Origin of the sequence: Alteribacillus sp. JSM 102045 (assembly GCF_041949975.1) — a bacterium.
In the GTDB taxonomy this organism is placed as follows: Bacteria; Bacillota; Bacilli; order Bacillales; family Marinococcaceae; genus Alteribacillus.
The window spans coordinates 127,685-145,085 of sequence record NZ_JBHFQG010000006.1 but is presented as its reverse complement, the minus strand read 5'-3'; the positions used below and the strand labels follow the sequence as shown (position 1 = coordinate 145,085).

Sequence of the window (17,401 nt, the reverse complement as noted above, 5' to 3'; positions counted from 1 at the left end):
TACTGCGGAGGTTACAAATGAAGCGATACAACGTTAAGATCGATAGCTTCGAAGGACCACTAGATTTATTACTTCATTTGATTCGTCAAGCAGAAGTTGATATTTATAATATACCGGTGGCAGTTATTACGGAACAATATGTTCAATATGTAAAGACCATGCAGGAACTTGAACTCGATATTGCAAGTGAATATTTAGTAATGGCAGCAACTTTATTAGAAATTAAGAGTAAAATGCTGTTGCCAAATGATATAAGTGACGAAGACGAAGAATTTGATGACAAAATAGAAGAAGATCCTCGCGAAGAACTATTAAGCAGACTAATGGAATATAAAAAATATAAAGAAGCCGCTGAAAAATTAAAAGAAAAGGAAAAATCAGCAAGTATGCATTATGCTAAAGCACCTACACTAAATCACGAGGAATATGCTTTATCAGAAGAAAATACTTTACAGGAAGGATTAACTTTGTTTGACATGCTGGAAGCCTATCAAAAAATAAAAGAAAGAATACGTGTATCTTCTTCCCCGGTTACTACAGTAAAATCAGAAGAAATATCAATTGAAGATAGAATGGACGATATCGTTACTCTTTTAGAAAAAAAACATGGGCAGACCAGGTTTTTTGACTTGTTCACTTCGCGAGAAAAACCTCATATTGTAGTTACCTTTTTAGCTGTTTTAGAATTAATGAAAAACAAGAAAGTAACATGCATGCAATCAAATAACTTTGAAGAGATCATGGTGGAATATACAGAGGAGGCAGCCTCTTAATGGAAGAATTAGACATACAAGCCGTTATAGAAGCACTATTATACGTCTGCGGAGATGAAGGGTTAATGATAGAAGATGTGGCGAGAACGCTTCATATTTCAGAAAAAGACGCTGAACATCAACTACATATATGTCAAGAAAGAATGGAGCAATCAATGCCAGGATTAGCAGTGAAAAAGACAGGAAATAGATTCCAATTAGTAACAAATGAAAAAGTGGCTCCATTTATTGAAGAGTTAGCTAAGGTCCCGGAAAGAGGAAAATTATCTCAAGCTTCCTTAGAAACTTTAGCAATTATTGCTTATAATCAGCCAATCACAAGGACAGAAATTGATGATATTCGCGGAGTTAAATCTGAAAAAGCCATTCAAACATTAATCAATAAAGCACTTATTACCGATGCAGGTCGTGCACAAAGCACTGGCCGCCCCATCCTTTATAAAACAACAAATCGGTTTCTGGAATATTTTAACCTTGCTTCTTTAAATGAGTTGCCAGCATTGGATGAACCAGAAGACCATCGCTTCACAGAGGAAGCCGATTTGTTTTTTGATAATATACAACAAAACGAATAAAGCAAACTCGCCTTTTTCGGGCGAGTTTTTATGATTCATACGTTTGGATATACAAAGGAAACGAACCATTCCATTCTGCATATAAAATCCGGTTGATGTCTGGAATATTCCTTGAATAAATATGTTGCAGCACTTGTTCTTTTGAGATCTCTGTTTCTAAAATGTTATCTTCTACCCATTCTCCGTCTAAAATTAAGGCTAATGGTAATTTGGGTTCGGCAGGCAGCTCAGTCATCCACTCTTTATTTGTCGGAGTGGAAGCCTCAGATGTTTTTAAAACGTTCACCGTTCCATTCGCTTCTAATATAGCATAGTGAACATCTTTTAAACTGAATATCTCCCTGTCTCTTAATAAATGCTGAAGCTGGTTTAGGTCCAGCTTGTTTTTTTTCATTGCTTCGTAATCTAGTTTTCCCTTTCTAATAATTATCGCAGGCCTACCCTCAAACCAGCTCCTAGTGCTTTTCTTCTTCTGTGTTATGGTTTCAATTGTACCAATCAGCACAGCCCATAATACAATAGCATACAAAACGTAATGAAGACCGATTTCTCTATCATAAATAGCATTACCGACTAACTCGCCAAGGACAAGCGCTGATATAAAATCAAAAGGGGTCAGCTGATTAATCTGTGTTTTCCCAAGTACTTTGGTTATAATAAGTAAAGCAAAAAAACCACTGGTCAATTCAATAGTTAAGTGCAAAAAATTTATTTGCTGCATAGCTGTCCTCCTGTTGTCAGTTATGCTTTTTTTAGTATGGTCCTTTCCTCAAAAAATACCCTTTAAAGTTAAACAAGAAAAATAAAATCCCGTCTCTAATGGATAAAAAAGACGAGATTACGATCAAGTTTTTTTAATAATTGAGACGAGGCTTCTGTAATTTGTTCTTTTTCACTTGATCCGTGGCGTGAATTTTTCCGAAATACTTTTTTTATTTGACCTTCAGGGCCTTTCCAATACGTATTTATGTATTCTTCATAATAGATAAAGAATTGTTCGATACCCCTCGCCTTGTCAGCAGGAAAGTTTTTATACAATGTCTTTTTATCATATGATATTAAACTAGGCGTATCTTCAATTGCTTTAGGATGCGGTGATTTTGTCTGTTTATATACAATGTTTCTAATTTCTAGAGCCTGCATATGCAAATGGTGTCGAATTTCTTCTCTTAGTTCCTCTTCATTTAAAGCAATTCCTTGATTTATTACTGATAATAATTTTTGCTCGCTTTGTCATTAAAACTTTTAATTTAAGAAACATTAAATATAAAATCATCAAGTTACAAACGGACAATAAAAAACAAATCAGTAATAAAAATATACTGCATTTTCCATTTTCCTTTCTTTATAATCCTAATATTTACAAATGGTAATTTTCATAAAAAAGTGGATCCTATTTCATACTATAAAGGGCAGGGCTTACAGGGAAGGAAGAAAATTAATGCAGAAAAAACATATTAACGATTATATTGTTGGTGTGTGTATTTTTAATAGTTATTGCAGGCTGTCAAGAAAACGCATCTCCTGAGCCAAAAAAAATTATTAATACAGAAATGAACGAAGAAGAAGAGCTGTTAGAAGAATTAGAATCTATTACTTCTGCCGTAGCAATAACAAGCGGGAAAAAACTGTACGCTGCAGCCGAGGTAAAACAAATGGCCAGATTTCAACTGGAGTCGCTGAGAAAAAAAGACATGAACGGTTATCAAAACATTGGCCGGATTATAATATCCATTTTTTTACAGACAAAAAGGCAATGCTGGAATTACAAAATATAAAAAAAGACATGGCAGTCAAGCAGATGAAAAAAAGAACGGGAACAGCGGTTAGCAAAATTTGAAGAATTCATGAAAGGGTAACAGGTGGTTATATGAGCAAACAAAAACAGAAAGAAGATATTAAAACAACCTATCAAAAGTTTGCCTCCAGAGAAGAACCAAAGCGCCCGGTAGTAGCAAACTGTATAAAAGCTTTTTTTATAGGAGGGCTTTTATGCATACTAGGGCAGGCCATCCAGAACTTTTTTCTCTACAACTTTAATTTTAATGAACAAACGGCGGGTAATCCCACCATTGCAGTATTAATTTTTATTGCAGTGTTACTTACAGGATTTGGAGTTTATGATAAGTTTGGACAGGTTGCCGGTGCAGGATCAGCAGTTCCGGTTACCGGCTTTGCCAACGCAATGGCAAGTGCAGCTATCGAGCATAGAACAGAAGGACCAGTTTTTGGAATAGGATCAAATATGTTTAAACTTGCTGGACCGGTTATCGTATTTGGAACTACGGCGGCGTTTGTTATTGCTCTTATTAAAACAATATGGCAAGGAATAGGGGGATAAAAATGCTGCAAGGTAGCCAGTCTTGGGCGTTTGCGAATTCCCCTGTTATTTTATCAACGGGGGTAGTGGGTGGTCCATTTGAAGCAGAAGGAAATCTAGGAAGAGATTTTGACCACTTATTTTCCAATATATGGATGTATGAAAATTCATTTGAAAATGCTCAAAAAAAATTAATGGAAGAAGCAGCTTATACTTCTCTTTCTAAAATAAATAAACAGCCAGAAGATATGCAATTTGTATTTGCTGGAGATTTGATAAATCAAATGACCGCAACTAGTTTTGCATGCCGGTCCCTCTCTATACCCTATATTGGTTTATTCGGGGCTTGTTCTACTTCAATGGAAGGACTTGCTTTAGGGAGCTTTATCATAGATAAGGGTGGAGCAGATTATATATTAACGGGTTCAGCGAGTCATAATGCTGCAGTGGAGAAGCAATTCCGATATCCTACCGAATATGGTGCGCAAAAGCCGCCTACTTCTCAATGGACGGTAACAGCTTCAGGGGCAGCGGTAGTTGGCAAAAGCGGCACGGGACCAAAAGTAACCTCTGCTACCATTGGGAAAGTTATTGATATGGGGTTAACAGATCCATTTAATATGGGAGGCGCAATGGCACCAGCTGCAGCCGACACAATAGAAGCTCACTTTACCGATTTGGATAGAGATCCTTCTTACTATGATTATATAGTAACTGGAGATCTGGGAAGTGTAGGGCTTCCTTTAATGAAAGAATTACTGCAGCAAAGAGGACTAATGGTAACAGATGACCAATGTATAGATTGCGGGCTCTTAATATATAACGAAGACCAACAGGTGCAGGCAGGGGCAAGTGGTTCGGGATGCTCTGCAGCGGTTGTTTATGGGCATCTGCTTAATAGAATGGAAAATAAGGAGATCAACAAAATGTTAGTCGTAGCCACTGGTGCTTTATTAAGCCCGCTTTCTTACCAGCAAAAAGAATCCATTCCATGTATCGCTCATGCTGTTTCTATTGAAAGGGGTGAGAGTTGACATGATGTATTTGTGGGCTTTTATCGTAGGAGGAATAATTTGTGTTATTGGTCAACTCTTAATGGATATAGCCAAACTGCCGCCAGGACATACATTGAGTGCATTGGTCGTAGGAGGAGCCATTCTTGATGGCCTAGGCTGGTATGAACCTTTAATAGACTTTGCGGGAGCTGGGGCGACTGTTCCCATTACCAGTTTTGGAAACTCACTTGTTCACGGGGCAATGGCTGAAGCTGAGCAGCACGGTATTATAGGAGTAATAACTGGGATATTTGAAGTAACAAGTGCTGGTATTTCAGCTGCAATTATATTTTCTTTTTTAGCAGCCCTTTGTTTTAAACCAAAAGGGTAGAAAAAAATTCTAAGGTGTCTTCTTTACAATAAGAAGGCGCTTTTTTCATTGTTTAGGAAATTATGTTTTTACAAGTTGTGGATAACTATCTTCATATTGTTTGATCCGCGTTTAGCTTCAGCACCCAGCCTCTCGGAGGCCCAAGACGGTTTAAGGAACTTTTGCTAGAATCGCGAACATCGGTTCGCAACGCAGAAGTCACCACATCCTGTGGAAGTAAGAGCGCCTTTAGTGACTGGAGAACATTTACCTGTCGAGGCTGATCAGGGCGTTTGCGCTTTTGTTCTTACAAGTAAGGCTCATTACTAAAACAAGACGAGCATATTCACCTCTTTTACACATACAATTTAACAAAGCATTCGATGGACAAGGCAAAAAATGAACAAGGAAGCCGGGGTGGCAAATGAAAAAATTCTTCATACTCATTGTAATAAGCACACTGCTCGCAGCAAGCATGCCTCCTTATAAACTAGATGCTGCAAATGAGAATGCCGTGAATGTATCTGGAAAATCAGCCGTATTACTTGAACAAGACAGCGGGCGGGTATTGTTTGGAAAAAAAGAACACGAAAAACGAAAAATCGCGAGCATCACTAAAATTATGACTTCGATATTAGCTGTAGAGTCAGGCAAATTCGATGACATAGTAAAAGTTAGCGCTGAAGCATCTGGAGTAGAGGGTTCTTCTTTATTTTTAAAACCAGGTGAGAATATAAAATTAAAAGATTTAACCTATGGGTTGATGCTTCGTTCTGGTAATGATGGAGCGGTAGCAATCGCAGAGCATGTGGGAGGCAGTTTGGATGGGTTTATATATATGATGAATGAAAAAGCGGAACAAATTGGCATGGAGAACACTCAATTTACAAATCCGCACGGTTTAGATGATGGAGAACATCATTATTCTTCAGCTTATGATATGGCACTGCTCATGCAGTACGCTATGAAAAATGAACAATTTCGTGAAATCTCCCAAACAGAACGCTACAAAGCTCCTCAAGAAGGAGAGGAGTGGGACAGGGTTTGGTCTAACAAAAATAAATTATTAACCTCCTTGTATGACTACTGTACAGGTGGGAAGACAGGGTATACCAAAGCAGCAGGGAGAACACTTGTATCTACTGCTGAAAAAGATGATATGTCGCTAATCGCTGTTACCTTAGACGCACCATCTGATTGGAACGACCATATATCAATGTATGAATGGGGATTTTCACATTTCGATATGGAAGAACTGGGAGAAAAAAGAGAACAAGTAAATATTAAGGAAATAGAAGAAGGAACATTTTTTATACCATATACTATTTATTATCCATTAATGGAAGAAGAAAAAGAAAGTATAAAAAAGAAAATAACTTTAAATGACAACTTTTTTCATAATACAAGTGATGTTTCAAACGCCGGAAAAATAGAGTGGCTGATTGGTGAGAAGGTAATACACAGCATGCCTCTTATGTATGAAAGGGACAAGGTAAAAAAAGAAGGATTTTTCCATCGGTTAGGACATTTTATTCGGACCTTCACAGGGGGGGCTAATTAATGGTCCATGCGATTTGGATTTTTATGATGACAGCAGGAATTGTTACGGCTATGTTCAATGGACGAATGGACAAAGTTTCTGAAGCAGTCTTTTCAGGTGCGGAAGAAGCTGTCACCCTATGTTTTGGATTAATCAGCATCATGGTTTTCTGGCTTGGGATTATGAACATTGCCAGAAAAAGCGGACTGATGGATAAATTCACAAAGCTTTTAAGGCCGATAGCTGTTCGATTATTCCCGGATGTTCCAGCAGGACATCCAGCTATGGGTTACATTATGTCTAACATAACAGCTAATTTGATGGGACTTGGCAACGCAGCTACCCCCATGGGGATAAAGGCAATTAAAGAATTAAAAAGGTTAAACGGAGGAAAAGATGAAGCAAGCCGTCCAATGATTACATTGATGGCTCTAAATACCGCAAGTTTAACGTTGATACCAACTACTGTTATTGCTATTAGAATGAATTATGGTTCTGCAAGCCCAGCTGAAATTGTGGGAACGACCATTTTTGCAACAGCTTGTTCTACTGCGGCTGCATTATGTATTGATAGGTATTTTTATTTCAGAAGATTACGAAAAAGGAAAGGTTATTAATGAGCTGGATGAGCACAGTGTCTTTGTGGATACTTCCTTCATTGCTGCTAACCGTCCTGCTTTATGCTGCTATAAAGAAAATTCCAGCTTATGATTGTTTTGTTGAAGGGGGGAAAGATGGATTTCAGCTGGCAATTTCTTTAATTCCTTATTTGGTAGGCATGATGGTTGCTATATCAGTTTTTAGAGCTTCAGGAGCTATGGAGTTGTTACTTGAGGCCATAAAACCTTTTCTAATTCTTATAGGTGTGCCTGCAGAAATAGCACCGCTGGCTTTTATACGCCCAATTTCTGGAGCAGGAGCTCTGGGTATGATAAGTGATCTTATATCAGAGCATGGCCCTGATTCGTTTATCGGAAGACTGGCTTCAACTATGCAGGGCAGTACTGATACTACCTTGTATGTATTAACTGTATATTTTGGCGCTGCCGGTATTAAGTATATGGGAGACGCGCTAAAGGTTGGTCTTCTTGCGGACGCTGCAGGTGTTGCAGCCTCTATAATAATTGTAACGATAGTATTTGGATCATAATCACCCTTCATTTTCGGGGTGACTATTTTTTTGATTACATAATTCATAATATATAGATTTTTCTTTATTATCTTACGCTTGTGAAATGGAATATGGATGGTTATGATGGACAATGAGGTGAAAAAGAAATGGAACGAATTCAAAAAGTAATTGCAAATGCTGGAGTAACGTCTAGACGAAAAGCAGAAAAATTAATAGAAAAAGGAAGAGTAAAAGTAAACGGACAAACAATTCGTGAGTTGGGTACAAAAGTAACGCCGCATAAAGACACAGTAGAAGTAGATGGAGTACCTGTTGATAAAGAGGAACCGGTATACTACTTATTTTACAAGCCCCGGCAGGTAATCTCAGCGGTCGAGGATGATAAAGGAAGAAAAGTGGTTACAGATTTTTTTGAAGAAGTAGAACAGCGGATCTTTCCGGTTGGGCGTTTAGACTACGATACATCGGGCTTGCTGCTGCTTACTAATGATGGAGATTTTGCCAATCTCATGATGCATCCCAAAAATAAAATAGACAAAACATATATTGCGAAAGTCGAAGGAAAGCCTAACAAAGAAGCTCTGCAGCAGTTAAAGAACGGTTTGAAAATCGATGGAAAAAAAACTGCCCCTGCAAAAGTAAGAATAAAGTCAGCAAGCAGAAAAACAAATTCTTCCATTATAGAGCTCGTTATACATGAAGGAAGAAATCAGCAGGTTAGAAAAATGTTTGATGCCATTGGCCACCCTGTAAAGAAGTTAAAACGAGAAAAATATGGATATCTAACTTTAGAAAATTTACAGCCAGGAGAAAAACGTGTGTTAAAACCGATAGAAGTAAAAAGGTTGAAGGACAGCGCTGTCACATAAGTTTCATAAAAAGCAGCCTGTAATAACACTTATTATAGCGTTATAATTAGAAGTGAATGATTTTTTACAAATAACAAAAAGAAAAACTAGTGGGTTCCTATTTTAGGTTATTGATTAACAGTTATAGAAGATCTGGGTTATATTACGCTGGAGCTTGAAGTACTTTTTTGTTTTAGGCTCATGTTTTTCTTATAGAGGTGTTCTTATGAACCAAGCAAAATGTGATTGCGGTCATTTAAACCCTTATGGGACACAGTTGTGTGAACATTGCGGTAAACCATTGGGAGAAAAAAATAAAAAATCTCCTTTAGTAGATATGAGATATGAAGGGGCTGCCAGAAGATCGCAGACATATAATAAATCTTTTGTAGATAAAATTTGGAATTTCTTCTCCTCTGTTAAAGTCGGAATATGGATTATTGTATTGACGTTAATTGCTTCTTCCATAGGCACTATCTTTCCACAGGAAATGTACATACCAAATACGGTAGACCCCGCCCAGCATTACAAAGATGAATATGGAGCAGCTGGTCAAATTTACTATACACTCGGTTTTCATAATTTATATGGATCCTGGTGGTATATGGCGCTGATTGCGTCTTTAGGCATTTCTCTTATAATAGCAAGTATTGACCGGGTTGTGCCTTTGTATCGGGTATTAAAAAATCAAAGAGTCACTAGGAATACAGGTTTTCTGAAAAGACAGCGCCTGTTTGGAAGAACCAATACAGAAAAAACAGATGATATACTAGTAAAGGCTGAAGCTTTATTAGAAAAAAGAAAATTTAAGGTGAGAACCGAAAATGGAAGTATATTAGCTGAAAAGGGACGATTTTCCAGGTGGGGACCATATATCAATCATCTTGGACTTATTATATTTCTGACGGGCGCAATGCTTCGATTTTTTCCCGGAATGTATGTAGACGAATTAGTATGGGTTAGAGAGGGAGAAACAGAAGTTATTCCTGGTACTGACGGTGAGTATTATATCGGGAATGAAGAGTTTTTTATTGAGCATTACGATGAAGATGATAAAACTTTCAGTGCTGCTATGGAAAGAGCTGGAGGACCGACTGTTCAAAACTATCAGACAAACGCTGTCCTTTATAAAAAAGAAGAAACGGGCACAATTGGTGCTGAGCCAGAATTAGAAGAAGTGAAAAAAGACGAAATACGAGTGAACCATCCATTGCGATTTAATAACTATGCACTTTATCAAATGGATTATAAATTAAATGAATTAAACACGATGACTTTCACTCTTGATAATCGAGAAACTGGTGAAAGTGCAGGCACGGTTGAAATTGATCTCTTTGATCCTCAAGATGAGTACGACCTTGGGGACGGTTATAAAGTAGTCATTGACTCTTATTTCCCTAATTTTGAATTTAATGATGACGGTGAACCATCAACTATTTCAAGCATACCCGATAATCCAGCTTTTATTTTTCAGATGTTTTCCCCCGAGCACCCTGACGGTGAATATAGTTTTGTAGGCATACAGCGTAATGAGGATGTCTTTGGAGAAAATGATTATCAAATGAGCTTTGCCGATGTAGATACTAAAGATGTTACAGCATTGACTGTTCGAAAAGATCTAACGCTTCCTTTTATTATCACTGGAGGAATTATTTTTATGATTGGTCTTGTACAAGGATCTTATTGGTCACACAGACGTATTTGGCTTCAAAAAGTTGACGGTGAAATATGGGCAGCAGGCCATGCAAACAAACATTGGGAGTCATTGAAGAAAGACTTTAGGGCATTATCAGAAGAAACAGGTATACAAGTCCCGGAAGACCAGTCAGCATTAAAAGCAAATAAAGACAAGTAAACAGAATTGGAAGGGATGACGGGAATGGCAGAAATAAGCGGAAATTTCTTGCTGATAACTTTTTTCATGTATTTAATCGCTACCGTTTGCTTTGTTGTCTCTGTAACAGGGAAAAAATGGCGGGATAAACAAGGAGAAATGACAGGAAATCGGTGGGGAACTTTCGGGTTCATCACTACGATAATTGGTTTTGTATTTGCGATTGCCTATTTTGTGACAAGGTGGATAGCTGCTGGTCATGCCCCTGTCAGCAATATGTTTGAATACACAACCTTTTTAGGAATCGCGCTTAGCTTTGCGTTTATTATTTTGTATGTTATTTATAAAACAAACGTCCTTGGTATGTTCACTATGCCGATTGTGATGCTTATAATTGCTTATGCGTCGGTGTTTCCTACAGAAGTAGAACCGCTTATTCCGGCATTACAAAGTAATTGGCTGAAAATACACGTAACTACAACTGCAATTGGCCAGGGAATTTTGTCTATTGGTTTTGCAGCAGGTCTAATATATTTAATTCGCACCCTGGACTTTTCGAAAAGAGATAAAAAAGTATTTTGGCTCGAATTTATTATGTACAGTTTGATTAGCATAATAGGTTTTATTTTGGTTCGTTACATTTTTGCTATGTTTCAGTATGAAGCGGAATTTCAGTATGTGAATGAAAATGGAAACGAAGCAGAAATGACCTATAACCTCCCTCCTTTGTTAGGGCCAAATGAGGGCGAGATGTTAACAACTGGCGCCATGGAGCCGCTCATTTCTATGCCTGCCTGGCTGCGCAGTGACGACGCTAATGCTGTGGTTTGGTCTTTGGTAGCAGGGGCACTTTTGTATTTATTATTACGCTTAATCTTACGCAGACCAGTTGGCGGTACGCTGCAGCCATTATTGAAAGGGATCAACCCTGACACTGTCGATGAAGTAAGTTACCGGGCGATTGCAATCGGATTTCCGGTGTTTGCTCTCGGAGGCTTGATTTTTGCGATGATCTGGGCGCAGATAGCTTGGACAAGGTTCTGGGGATGGGATCCAAAAGAAGTTTGGGCTTTAATCACTTTCTTATTTTATGCCGCATATCTGCACCTTCGTTTATCCAAAGGCTGGCATGGCGAACGTTCTGCCTGGCTTTGCGTTATTGGTTTTGTTATTATAATGTTTAACTTGATATTTGTTAACCTAGTAATAGCTGGTTTGCATTCCTACGCTTAAAATCGATAATATTAAGCTGTTCCCGGAAGGTTAGGCAGGGAACAGCTATTTTTAAAGCAAATCATCTAAATAAAACAATAAGAAGGATTAGGGGGCGTGAACGATGGCTGAAGAAGCAAAAGTACTCATCGTCGATGATGAAGAACGGATCCGCAGGTTATTAAAAATGTATCTTGAACGTGAGGATTATATAGTGGAAGAAGCAGAAAACGGTGAAGAAGCCCTGGATTTAGCTTTGAACAAAGATTTTGATTTGATATTGCTTGATTTAATGATGCCAGGTATTGATGGGATTGAAGTATGCCAGGAATTGAGAAAGTCAAAAGCTACACCAGTAATTATGCTGACTGCAAAAGGAGAAGAAGCAAACCGTGTGCAGGGATTTGAGGTAGGAACAGATGATTATATCGTTAAGCCTTTTAGTCCAAGAGAAGTTATATTACGTGTAAAAGCACTTCTTAGACGCTCTTCTTCTACAAAATTTCTTCAAACGGAAACCCAGGCGAAAGACGTGCTGGTATTTCCTCATTTAACTATCGATAATGATGCGCATAGAGTTACCGTAAATAATGAGGTAATTAGTTTGACTCCAAAAGAATATGAGTTATTGCTGTATCTCGCTCAAGCTCCAGATAAAGTATTTTCAAGAGAGCAGCTATTAAAAGATGTATGGAATTATGATTTCTTTGGTGACTTAAGAACCGTTGATACTCATATAAAACGGTTGCGAGAAAAGTTAAGCAGAGTATCACAGGAAGCTGCTGATATGATTTCTACTGTATGGGGAGTTGGGTATAAGTTTGAGGCAGTGAACGAGTAATGCTTTGGAGAAGTGTAGTTGGTAAACTGTGGTTTACCATTCTTTTATTAGTTCTTGTCGTCCTATTGAGTCTAACCTTCTTATTATTGCAGTTTTTTGAGCAATTTCATATTACAGAAGCTGAAGAACAACTGACTAACCATGCAAACGTTATTGTTTCTGTATTAGAGGAATATGAAGATCCGGAAGAAGCATTGGATACGGTCGAAAAAATTGCTGATTCATATGATACTACCGTTGTTGTTTTCCAAAACGGCGATGAGTGGGAGTCATCGAATACGGAAACGGAAGTCCATCTTCCTCTTTCTATATTTAAAGAAGATGAACAGCTATCTTCTGTACAGTTTGATGAACCGGTTATCACCCATGGCGATTTTCCAGTTTACGAAGATGGAGAAGAAATTCATAATGAGATTTTTGTGGTAGGAATGCCATTTGAAACAACTAATGGGGAAGCCGGTTCTCTTTATCTTTATCAATCATTATCTATTATTGAAGACACCACTGGAGAAACAAAACAGATTATACTATTATCAGCAGGAATAGCTATTATTTTAACTACGGTTTTTGCTTTTTTTCTTTCTACAAGAATTACTGCACCTCTTCGAAAAATGCGTCAGCTTGCATTAGAAGTGGCTAAAGGAAATTTTGAAACAAAGGTGCCTATTTTAACAAATGATGAAATAGGTCAGCTAGGTAATGCTTTTAACAAGATGAGAAGAGAACTAAATCAAAATATAACTGCTTTAAATCAAGAAAAAGAACAGTTAAGCAGAATCTTAAGCAGCATGGCTGATGGTGTGATTACCATGGATAGAAAAGGATCCATAGTAGTGACCAACCCTCCGGCGGACCGGTTTTTACAAGCCTATCAATACGAATACTATCACGAAGTAAACAGTGAGAAAGAGCTTCTTCCAAAAGACGTTAAAAAATTGTTTCAAAGAGTGGTAGCACTAGAACAAGAACAAATAACAGAAATGGAAGTACAGGGGCGCAGTTACGCAGTTCTGATGACGCCACTTTACGATAAGCAGTTTGTACGTGGAATTGTCGCTGTCATTAGGGATATGACGGAAGAAAGACAGCATGATAAACTTCGCAAAGATTTTATCGCTAATGTATCCCATGAGCTGCGTACTCCGATTTCCATGCTGCAAGGCTACAGTGAAGCAATTATAGACGACATTGCTGCGAGCGAAGAAGAGAAAAAAGAAATCGGCCGAATTATTTATGATGAGTCAATGAGAATGGGCAGGCTTGTTAATGAACTTCTTGATCTGGCACGTATGGAAGCTGGACATCTTCAGCTAGAAAAACAATGGATTCATATTCCCTCATACAGTGAAAAAGTTTATAAAAAATTTCAAGGTTTGGCCAAAGAAGCTGAAATAGAGCTGGATTTAATACAAAACAATGAAAAGGAACAAGCATTTATTGATCCAGACCGCGTGGAACAAGTGATGACAAACCTGCTTCATAATGCAATTCGACATACAAGTGTACAAGGCTTTGTCAGAATGATTGTAAACAATGAAGAGCATGGGTTAACTGTAGAGATTAAAGACAGCGGCTCTGGAATACCTGAAGAAGATTTACCATATGTCTTCGAACGTTTTTATAAAGCTGACAAAGCAAGAACCAGAGGAAAAGGTGGTACAGGCTTAGGCCTTGCTATAGCTAAAAATATTATCGAGGCGCACGATGGAGAAATAACCGTTCACAGCAAACTGCATGAAGGAACAACATTCCGGTTTTACCTTCCAACGGAAAAAGGTATAGAATAAGAATGGCTTTAATTTTTTGGAGGAAATTCTATGAAATCATGGTTTGAAGAACATTTTCAAGAAGATTATCTGAGAATATATGACCATAGAGACGAAGAAAAAGCGGCTGATGAATTATCTCATATTATGGACTATCTTCCGCTTGAAAGGGGAATGAAAGCAATAGATTTATGCTGCGGAAACGGCAGGCATACCAGGTGGCTGGCGCGGAAGGGCATCCATGTAACCGGAGTAGATTTGTCACCAGCACTTTTAAAAAAAGCAATAGAGTTAACATCAGGGCTGCCGGTTCAATATCAACGGGCAGATATTAGAGATGTGCCCCTGCTTCAGGAGTTTGACGCTGCATTTAACTTGTTCACCAGTTTTGGTTACTTCTCTGATGACACAGAAAATGAACTAGTATTTACACGAGCTGCAGAGTCACTGAAGAATCAAGGATGGTTTTGCTTCGATTATTTAAACCCTGTTCATGTTAAAAAGACCCTTGTCCCGAAAGATGAATCGGTTAAAGATGGCCTGCAGGTTACACAAGAACGGAAAATATCGTCTGGCTTTGTTTATAAAAGAATCACTATAAAAGAAGAAGGCTATAAAAGAGAATACCGCGAACGTGTTAAATTATATGAACCAGATGCTTTAATAAACATGCTGAAACGGAATAATTTTAAAGTGGTGCATCTATTCGGTGATTATGATACTTCCTGTTATCAAAAAGAAAATTCACCTCGGCAGATTTTTATCTGCCAAAAAAATAATTGAGAAAACAACTGTCATAAGGTGAAATTTTATGTATAATTAAAAAAGACCTGAAAAAAAATAAAATATTTCATTGCGGAAGGTCATGCATAAACCATGCATGTTAAAAGGGAAGCCCGGTGTAACTCCGGCACGGTCCCGCCACTGTAATCGCATGCATTTTAAATGTTCTTTAAGCCACTGTCAAATGATTTGACGGGAAGGTGGACATTTGCGCGTAAGTCAGGAGACCTGCCTTCTAGCACGGTGATGAACCTTCGAGGAAAAGGTGCAGCCGAATGACTGTTCTGTTTTGTGAAATTATTGACATAATAGCTCATTCCGCTCTCCTGTTCGAAGGGGAGCTTTTTTAATTTATTTTAAGTACATATTAGGGGGAAATGTTGTGAAAAAGTGGTTAGGTTTAATTTTTACTTCCTGCAGTCTCATATTCGCATCAGCCTGCGGAGGAAATGAAGAGAGCGCTTCAAATAAAGAAAAAAATAATTCAGATGAAAGTGAACAAATCGAACAAAATGAAGGTGAATTTCCCGTCGCAGTTACAGATGGCATGGGAGAGGAAGTAAGTATTGAAGAAAAACCGGATCGCATTGTAAGCCTGATACCGAGTAACACAGAAATTGCATTTGCTCTTGGACTTGAGGATGAAATTGTAGGGGTTACTGATTATTGTAATTTCCCAGAAGAAGCAGCGGAAAAGCAAAGTGTCGGTGATATGGACTTCGATATGGAAACTCTTCTTTCTTTAGAACCAGATCTTGTTCTTGCTCATGCATCATCTGTGCATGGTTCAGAAGAAGGATTGAAACAAATAGAAGAGGCAGGGATTGATGTTTTAATTGTAAATGATGCTTCTTCGTTTCAAGATGCTTATGGGTCAATAGAAATGATTGGTCAAGCTACCGGAACAGAAGAAAAAGCCGAATCGATTATTTCTGATATAAAAGAAGATGTTACAGAGATTGAAGAACAAGCAGAAGAGATTTCAGAGGATGACCGCAAAAGGGTCTGGGTAGAAATTCAACCGCCGCCTGAAATTTATACAACAGGTCAAGGAACGTTTATCCATGAGATGTTAGAAACAATTAATGCAGAAAACGCAGCAGCAGAAGAAGAAGGCTGGATTCATTATAGTGAAGAAGAGGCAGTCGCCTTAAATCCAGATGTTATAGTAACTACGTATGGATATTATGTAGACGATCCTTCCTCTAAAATAAAAGACCGATCCGGATGGGGAAATGTTCCGGCTGTAGAAAACGATCAAATTCATGACATAGATAATGACACAGTAAGCCGGCCGGGTCCTAGGCTGACTGATGGCATTGAACAATTAGCTGAACTGGTGTATCCAGATGTATTTAAAGAACAGTAAGATTATCTCTGTTTATTTCATCGGGGCAGTATTTCTTATCTTATGTGTAATTATTGGTATATCAGCAGGAAGCTTATCAATTCCTTTATGGACAACAACTGAAATTTTGTGGAGATCCCTATGGAATTTGGATATACCACATTCATTCAATGAAACGCACACAACGATCATTTTAAACATCCGGCTGCCTCGGGTATTATTAGCAGCTCTAGTTGGCTCTTCCCTTGCATTGGCTGGAGCTGCTTTTCAAGGACTATTAAAAAATCCGCTAGCTGATCCTTACACACTGGGCGTTTCATCTGGCGCAGCTCTAGGAGCTGTTTTTGTATTGTTTTTAGGGGTTACCTTACCAATCTTAGGGAGCTTCACCCTGCCGATTATCAGTATTGTGACAGGGTTTATGACACTTCTGTTTTTATTGGGGTTTGTACGATTTATAGAAAAATCTATTACTACAGAAACCATTATTTTAGCAGGTATTATTGTTAGTTCATTTTTAGGGTCAGTAATCTCTCTCTTAATTGCTTTAACTGGAGACGAGTTAAGGCAGATTATTTCCTGGCTGATGGGCAGTGTGGCTATGAGAGGCTGGGATTACATATGGTTACAATTTCCCTTTTTTGTAATAGGCACTGCCCTGTTATATGCGAACAGAAAAGAGTTAAATGCTTTAGTTTTTGGAGAAGAAACAGCAAAAACACTAGGAGTAGATACAGATAAAAGGAGATTAACTATATTAGCTGGTGCTTCCCTTTTAACAGGAGCAGCTGTTTCGGTATCTGGAACGATAGGATTTGTTGGTTTAGTAGTTCCCCACCTTGTCCGCCTTCTTTTTGGGCCGGACCATCATTTGCTGCTGCCCATGTCGATGTTTGCCGGGGGAGGTTTTCTTGTATTAACAGATCTAGCAGCAAGAACTATTATTTCTCCAACAGAACTTCCTATTGGCGTAATAACAGCAATCATTGGTGCGCCAGTATTCGGAATTCTTTTGTTTCAGCAGCGCCGAAGAAGAATGAAACAATCTTAGAAACGGCGGGTGA

19 protein-coding genes and 1 riboswitch are annotated in these 17,401 nt (G+C 38.2%); of the genes, 17 read left to right on the top strand and 2 right to left on the bottom strand.

Features of this window, described 5'->3' with window-relative positions; all coding sequences use genetic code 11:
• The first annotated feature begins 17 nt into the window (after nucleotides 1-17).
• Together ACE1TI_RS06540 and scpB are read left to right on the top strand one after the other, a co-directional pair.
• Nucleotides 18-773, top strand: a complete 756-nt coding sequence (locus ACE1TI_RS06540) for a segregation/condensation protein A (protein ID WP_375006784.1) — start codon at nucleotides 18-20, stop codon at nucleotides 771-773.
• Entirely contained in the window at nucleotides 773-1,348 is a 576-nt protein-coding gene (gene scpB / locus ACE1TI_RS06535; protein ID WP_375006783.1) for an SMC-Scp complex subunit ScpB, read from the top strand. The genes ACE1TI_RS06540 and scpB overlap by 1 nt, the downstream gene beginning before the upstream one ends.
• A gap of 28 nt (nucleotides 1,349-1,376) precedes the next feature.
• On the opposite strand, the gene ACE1TI_RS06530 is transcribed toward scpB, so the two are convergent.
• Together ACE1TI_RS06530 and ACE1TI_RS06525 are read right to left on the bottom strand one after the other, a co-directional pair.
• Nucleotides 1,377-2,069: a DUF421 domain-containing protein gene (locus ACE1TI_RS06530; RefSeq protein ID WP_375006782.1), complete on the bottom strand. Its 693-nt coding sequence runs from the start codon at nucleotides 2,067-2,069 to the stop codon at nucleotides 1,377-1,379.
• Between the two features lie 95 nt (nucleotides 2,070-2,164).
• Nucleotides 2,165-2,497 (bottom strand): hypothetical protein, encoded by a 333-nt coding sequence (locus ACE1TI_RS06525; RefSeq protein ID WP_375006781.1) that lies wholly within the window; start codon nucleotides 2,495-2,497, stop codon nucleotides 2,165-2,167.
• 326 nt (nucleotides 2,498-2,823) lie between these two features.
• Here ACE1TI_RS06525 and ACE1TI_RS06520 point away from each other — a divergent pair, with 326 nt between their 5' ends.
• The 15 genes from ACE1TI_RS06520 (at nucleotide 2,824) to ACE1TI_RS06450 (ending at nucleotide 17,388) form a co-directional block, all read left to right on the top strand.
• The gene (locus ACE1TI_RS06520; RefSeq protein ID WP_375006780.1) at nucleotides 2,824-3,126 is read left to right on the top strand and encodes a hypothetical protein; all 303 of its coding nucleotides are present in this window, start codon (nucleotides 2,824-2,826) and stop codon (nucleotides 3,124-3,126) included.
• Nucleotides 3,127-3,218: 92 nt separating this feature from the next.
• Entirely contained in the window at nucleotides 3,219-3,689 is a 471-nt protein-coding gene (gene spoVAC / locus ACE1TI_RS06515) for a stage V sporulation protein AC (RefSeq protein ID WP_375006779.1), read from the top strand.
• A 2-nt stretch (nucleotides 3,690-3,691) separates the two neighbouring features.
• A complete protein-coding gene (spoVAD, locus tag ACE1TI_RS06510; RefSeq protein ID WP_375006778.1) occupies nucleotides 3,692-4,702 on the top strand; it encodes a stage V sporulation protein AD in 1,011 nt (336 codons plus the stop codon).
• 1 nt (nucleotide 4,703) lies between these two features.
• On the top strand, nucleotides 4,704-5,054 hold the full coding sequence (gene spoVAE, locus ACE1TI_RS06505; RefSeq protein ID WP_375006777.1) for a stage V sporulation protein AE: 351 nt from the start codon (nucleotides 4,704-4,706) through the stop codon (nucleotides 5,052-5,054).
• A 454-nt stretch (nucleotides 5,055-5,508) separates the two neighbouring features.
• Complete coding sequence (locus ACE1TI_RS06500; protein WP_375006813.1) at nucleotides 5,509-6,594, top strand: D-alanyl-D-alanine carboxypeptidase family protein; 1,086 nt, start codon at nucleotides 5,509-5,511, stop codon at nucleotides 6,592-6,594.
• Nucleotides 6,594-7,190 carry a nucleoside recognition domain-containing protein gene (locus ACE1TI_RS06495; RefSeq protein WP_375006776.1) on the top strand — a complete coding sequence of 199 codons (597 nt, stop codon included), beginning with the start codon at nucleotides 6,594-6,596 and terminating at the stop codon, nucleotides 7,188-7,190. Before ACE1TI_RS06500 ends, ACE1TI_RS06495 begins: the two co-directional genes overlap by 1 nt.
• Nucleotides 7,190-7,723: a spore maturation protein gene (locus ACE1TI_RS06490; protein WP_375006775.1), complete on the top strand. Its 534-nt coding sequence runs from the start codon at nucleotides 7,190-7,192 to the stop codon at nucleotides 7,721-7,723. Before ACE1TI_RS06495 ends, ACE1TI_RS06490 begins: the two co-directional genes overlap by 1 nt.
• Nucleotides 7,724-7,851: 128 nt before the next feature.
• Nucleotides 7,852-8,574, top strand: coding sequence for a pseudouridine synthase (locus ACE1TI_RS06485; RefSeq protein WP_375006774.1), 723 nt, complete (start codon nucleotides 7,852-7,854; stop codon nucleotides 8,572-8,574).
• A gap of 205 nt (nucleotides 8,575-8,779) precedes the next feature.
• On the top strand, nucleotides 8,780-10,408 hold the full coding sequence (resB, locus tag ACE1TI_RS06480; RefSeq protein WP_375006773.1) for a cytochrome c biogenesis protein ResB: 1,629 nt from the start codon (nucleotides 8,780-8,782) through the stop codon (nucleotides 10,406-10,408).
• Nucleotides 10,409-10,432: 24 nt separating this feature from the next.
• Nucleotides 10,433-11,620 carry a cytochrome c biogenesis protein CcsA gene (ccsA, locus tag ACE1TI_RS06475; protein WP_375006772.1) on the top strand — a complete coding sequence of 396 codons (1,188 nt, stop codon included), beginning with the start codon at nucleotides 10,433-10,435 and terminating at the stop codon, nucleotides 11,618-11,620.
• 103 nt (nucleotides 11,621-11,723) lie between these two features.
• On the top strand, nucleotides 11,724-12,440 hold the full coding sequence (locus tag ACE1TI_RS06470) for a response regulator transcription factor (protein WP_375006771.1): 717 nt from the start codon (nucleotides 11,724-11,726) through the stop codon (nucleotides 12,438-12,440).
• Complete coding sequence (locus ACE1TI_RS06465) at nucleotides 12,440-14,227, top strand: ATP-binding protein (RefSeq protein WP_375006770.1); 1,788 nt, start codon at nucleotides 12,440-12,442, stop codon at nucleotides 14,225-14,227. The genes ACE1TI_RS06470 and ACE1TI_RS06465 overlap by 1 nt, the downstream gene beginning before the upstream one ends.
• Before the next feature lie 30 nt (nucleotides 14,228-14,257).
• On the top strand, nucleotides 14,258-14,989 hold the full coding sequence (locus ACE1TI_RS06460; RefSeq protein ID WP_375006769.1) for a class I SAM-dependent DNA methyltransferase: 732 nt from the start codon (nucleotides 14,258-14,260) through the stop codon (nucleotides 14,987-14,989).
• A gap of 60 nt (nucleotides 14,990-15,049) precedes the next feature.
• Nucleotides 15,050-15,239, top strand: a riboswitch (cobalamin riboswitch).
• Nucleotides 15,240-15,371: 132 nt separating this feature from the next.
• Nucleotides 15,372-16,358, top strand: a complete 987-nt coding sequence (locus ACE1TI_RS06455) for an ABC transporter substrate-binding protein (RefSeq protein ID WP_375006768.1) — start codon at nucleotides 15,372-15,374, stop codon at nucleotides 16,356-16,358.
• A complete protein-coding gene (locus ACE1TI_RS06450; RefSeq protein ID WP_375006767.1) occupies nucleotides 16,339-17,388 on the top strand; it encodes a FecCD family ABC transporter permease in 1,050 nt (349 codons plus the stop codon). The genes ACE1TI_RS06455 and ACE1TI_RS06450 overlap by 20 nt, the downstream gene beginning before the upstream one ends.
• Nucleotides 17,389-17,401 lie beyond the last annotated feature (13 nt).

What these genes read in the sequence shown, in the direction of transcription:
- ACE1TI_RS06540 (WP_375006784.1), top strand. Translation starts at nt 18, where the DNA reads ATGAAGCGATACAACGTTAAGATCGATAGCTTCGAAGGACCACTAGAT.
- scpB (WP_375006783.1), top strand. Translation starts at nt 773, where the DNA reads ATGGAAGAATTAGACATACAAGCCGTTATAGAAGCACTATTATACGTC.
- ACE1TI_RS06530 (WP_375006782.1), bottom strand. Translation starts at nt 2,069, where the DNA reads ATGCAGCAAATAAATTTTTTGCACTTAACTATTGAATTGACCAGTGGT.
- spoVAC (WP_375006779.1), top strand. Translation starts at nt 3,219, where the DNA reads ATGAGCAAACAAAAACAGAAAGAAGATATTAAAACAACCTATCAAAAG.
- spoVAD (WP_375006778.1), top strand. Translation starts at nt 3,692, where the DNA reads ATGCTGCAAGGTAGCCAGTCTTGGGCGTTTGCGAATTCCCCTGTTATT.
- spoVAE (WP_375006777.1), top strand. Translation starts at nt 4,704, where the DNA reads ATGATGTATTTGTGGGCTTTTATCGTAGGAGGAATAATTTGTGTTATT.
- ACE1TI_RS06500 (WP_375006813.1), top strand. Translation starts at nt 5,509, where the DNA reads ATGCCTCCTTATAAACTAGATGCTGCAAATGAGAATGCCGTGAATGTA.
- ACE1TI_RS06495 (WP_375006776.1), top strand. Translation starts at nt 6,594, where the DNA reads ATGGTCCATGCGATTTGGATTTTTATGATGACAGCAGGAATTGTTACG.
- ACE1TI_RS06490 (WP_375006775.1), top strand. Translation starts at nt 7,190, where the DNA reads ATGAGCTGGATGAGCACAGTGTCTTTGTGGATACTTCCTTCATTGCTG.
- ACE1TI_RS06485 (WP_375006774.1), top strand. Translation starts at nt 7,852, where the DNA reads ATGGAACGAATTCAAAAAGTAATTGCAAATGCTGGAGTAACGTCTAGA.
- resB (WP_375006773.1), top strand. Translation starts at nt 8,780, where the DNA reads ATGAACCAAGCAAAATGTGATTGCGGTCATTTAAACCCTTATGGGACA.
- ccsA (WP_375006772.1), top strand. Translation starts at nt 10,433, where the DNA reads ATGGCAGAAATAAGCGGAAATTTCTTGCTGATAACTTTTTTCATGTAT.
- ACE1TI_RS06470 (WP_375006771.1), top strand. Translation starts at nt 11,724, where the DNA reads ATGGCTGAAGAAGCAAAAGTACTCATCGTCGATGATGAAGAACGGATC.
- ACE1TI_RS06465 (WP_375006770.1), top strand. Translation starts at nt 12,440, where the DNA reads ATGCTTTGGAGAAGTGTAGTTGGTAAACTGTGGTTTACCATTCTTTTA.
- ACE1TI_RS06460 (WP_375006769.1), top strand. Translation starts at nt 14,258, where the DNA reads ATGAAATCATGGTTTGAAGAACATTTTCAAGAAGATTATCTGAGAATA.
- ACE1TI_RS06450 (WP_375006767.1), top strand. Translation starts at nt 16,339, where the DNA reads ATGTATTTAAAGAACAGTAAGATTATCTCTGTTTATTTCATCGGGGCA.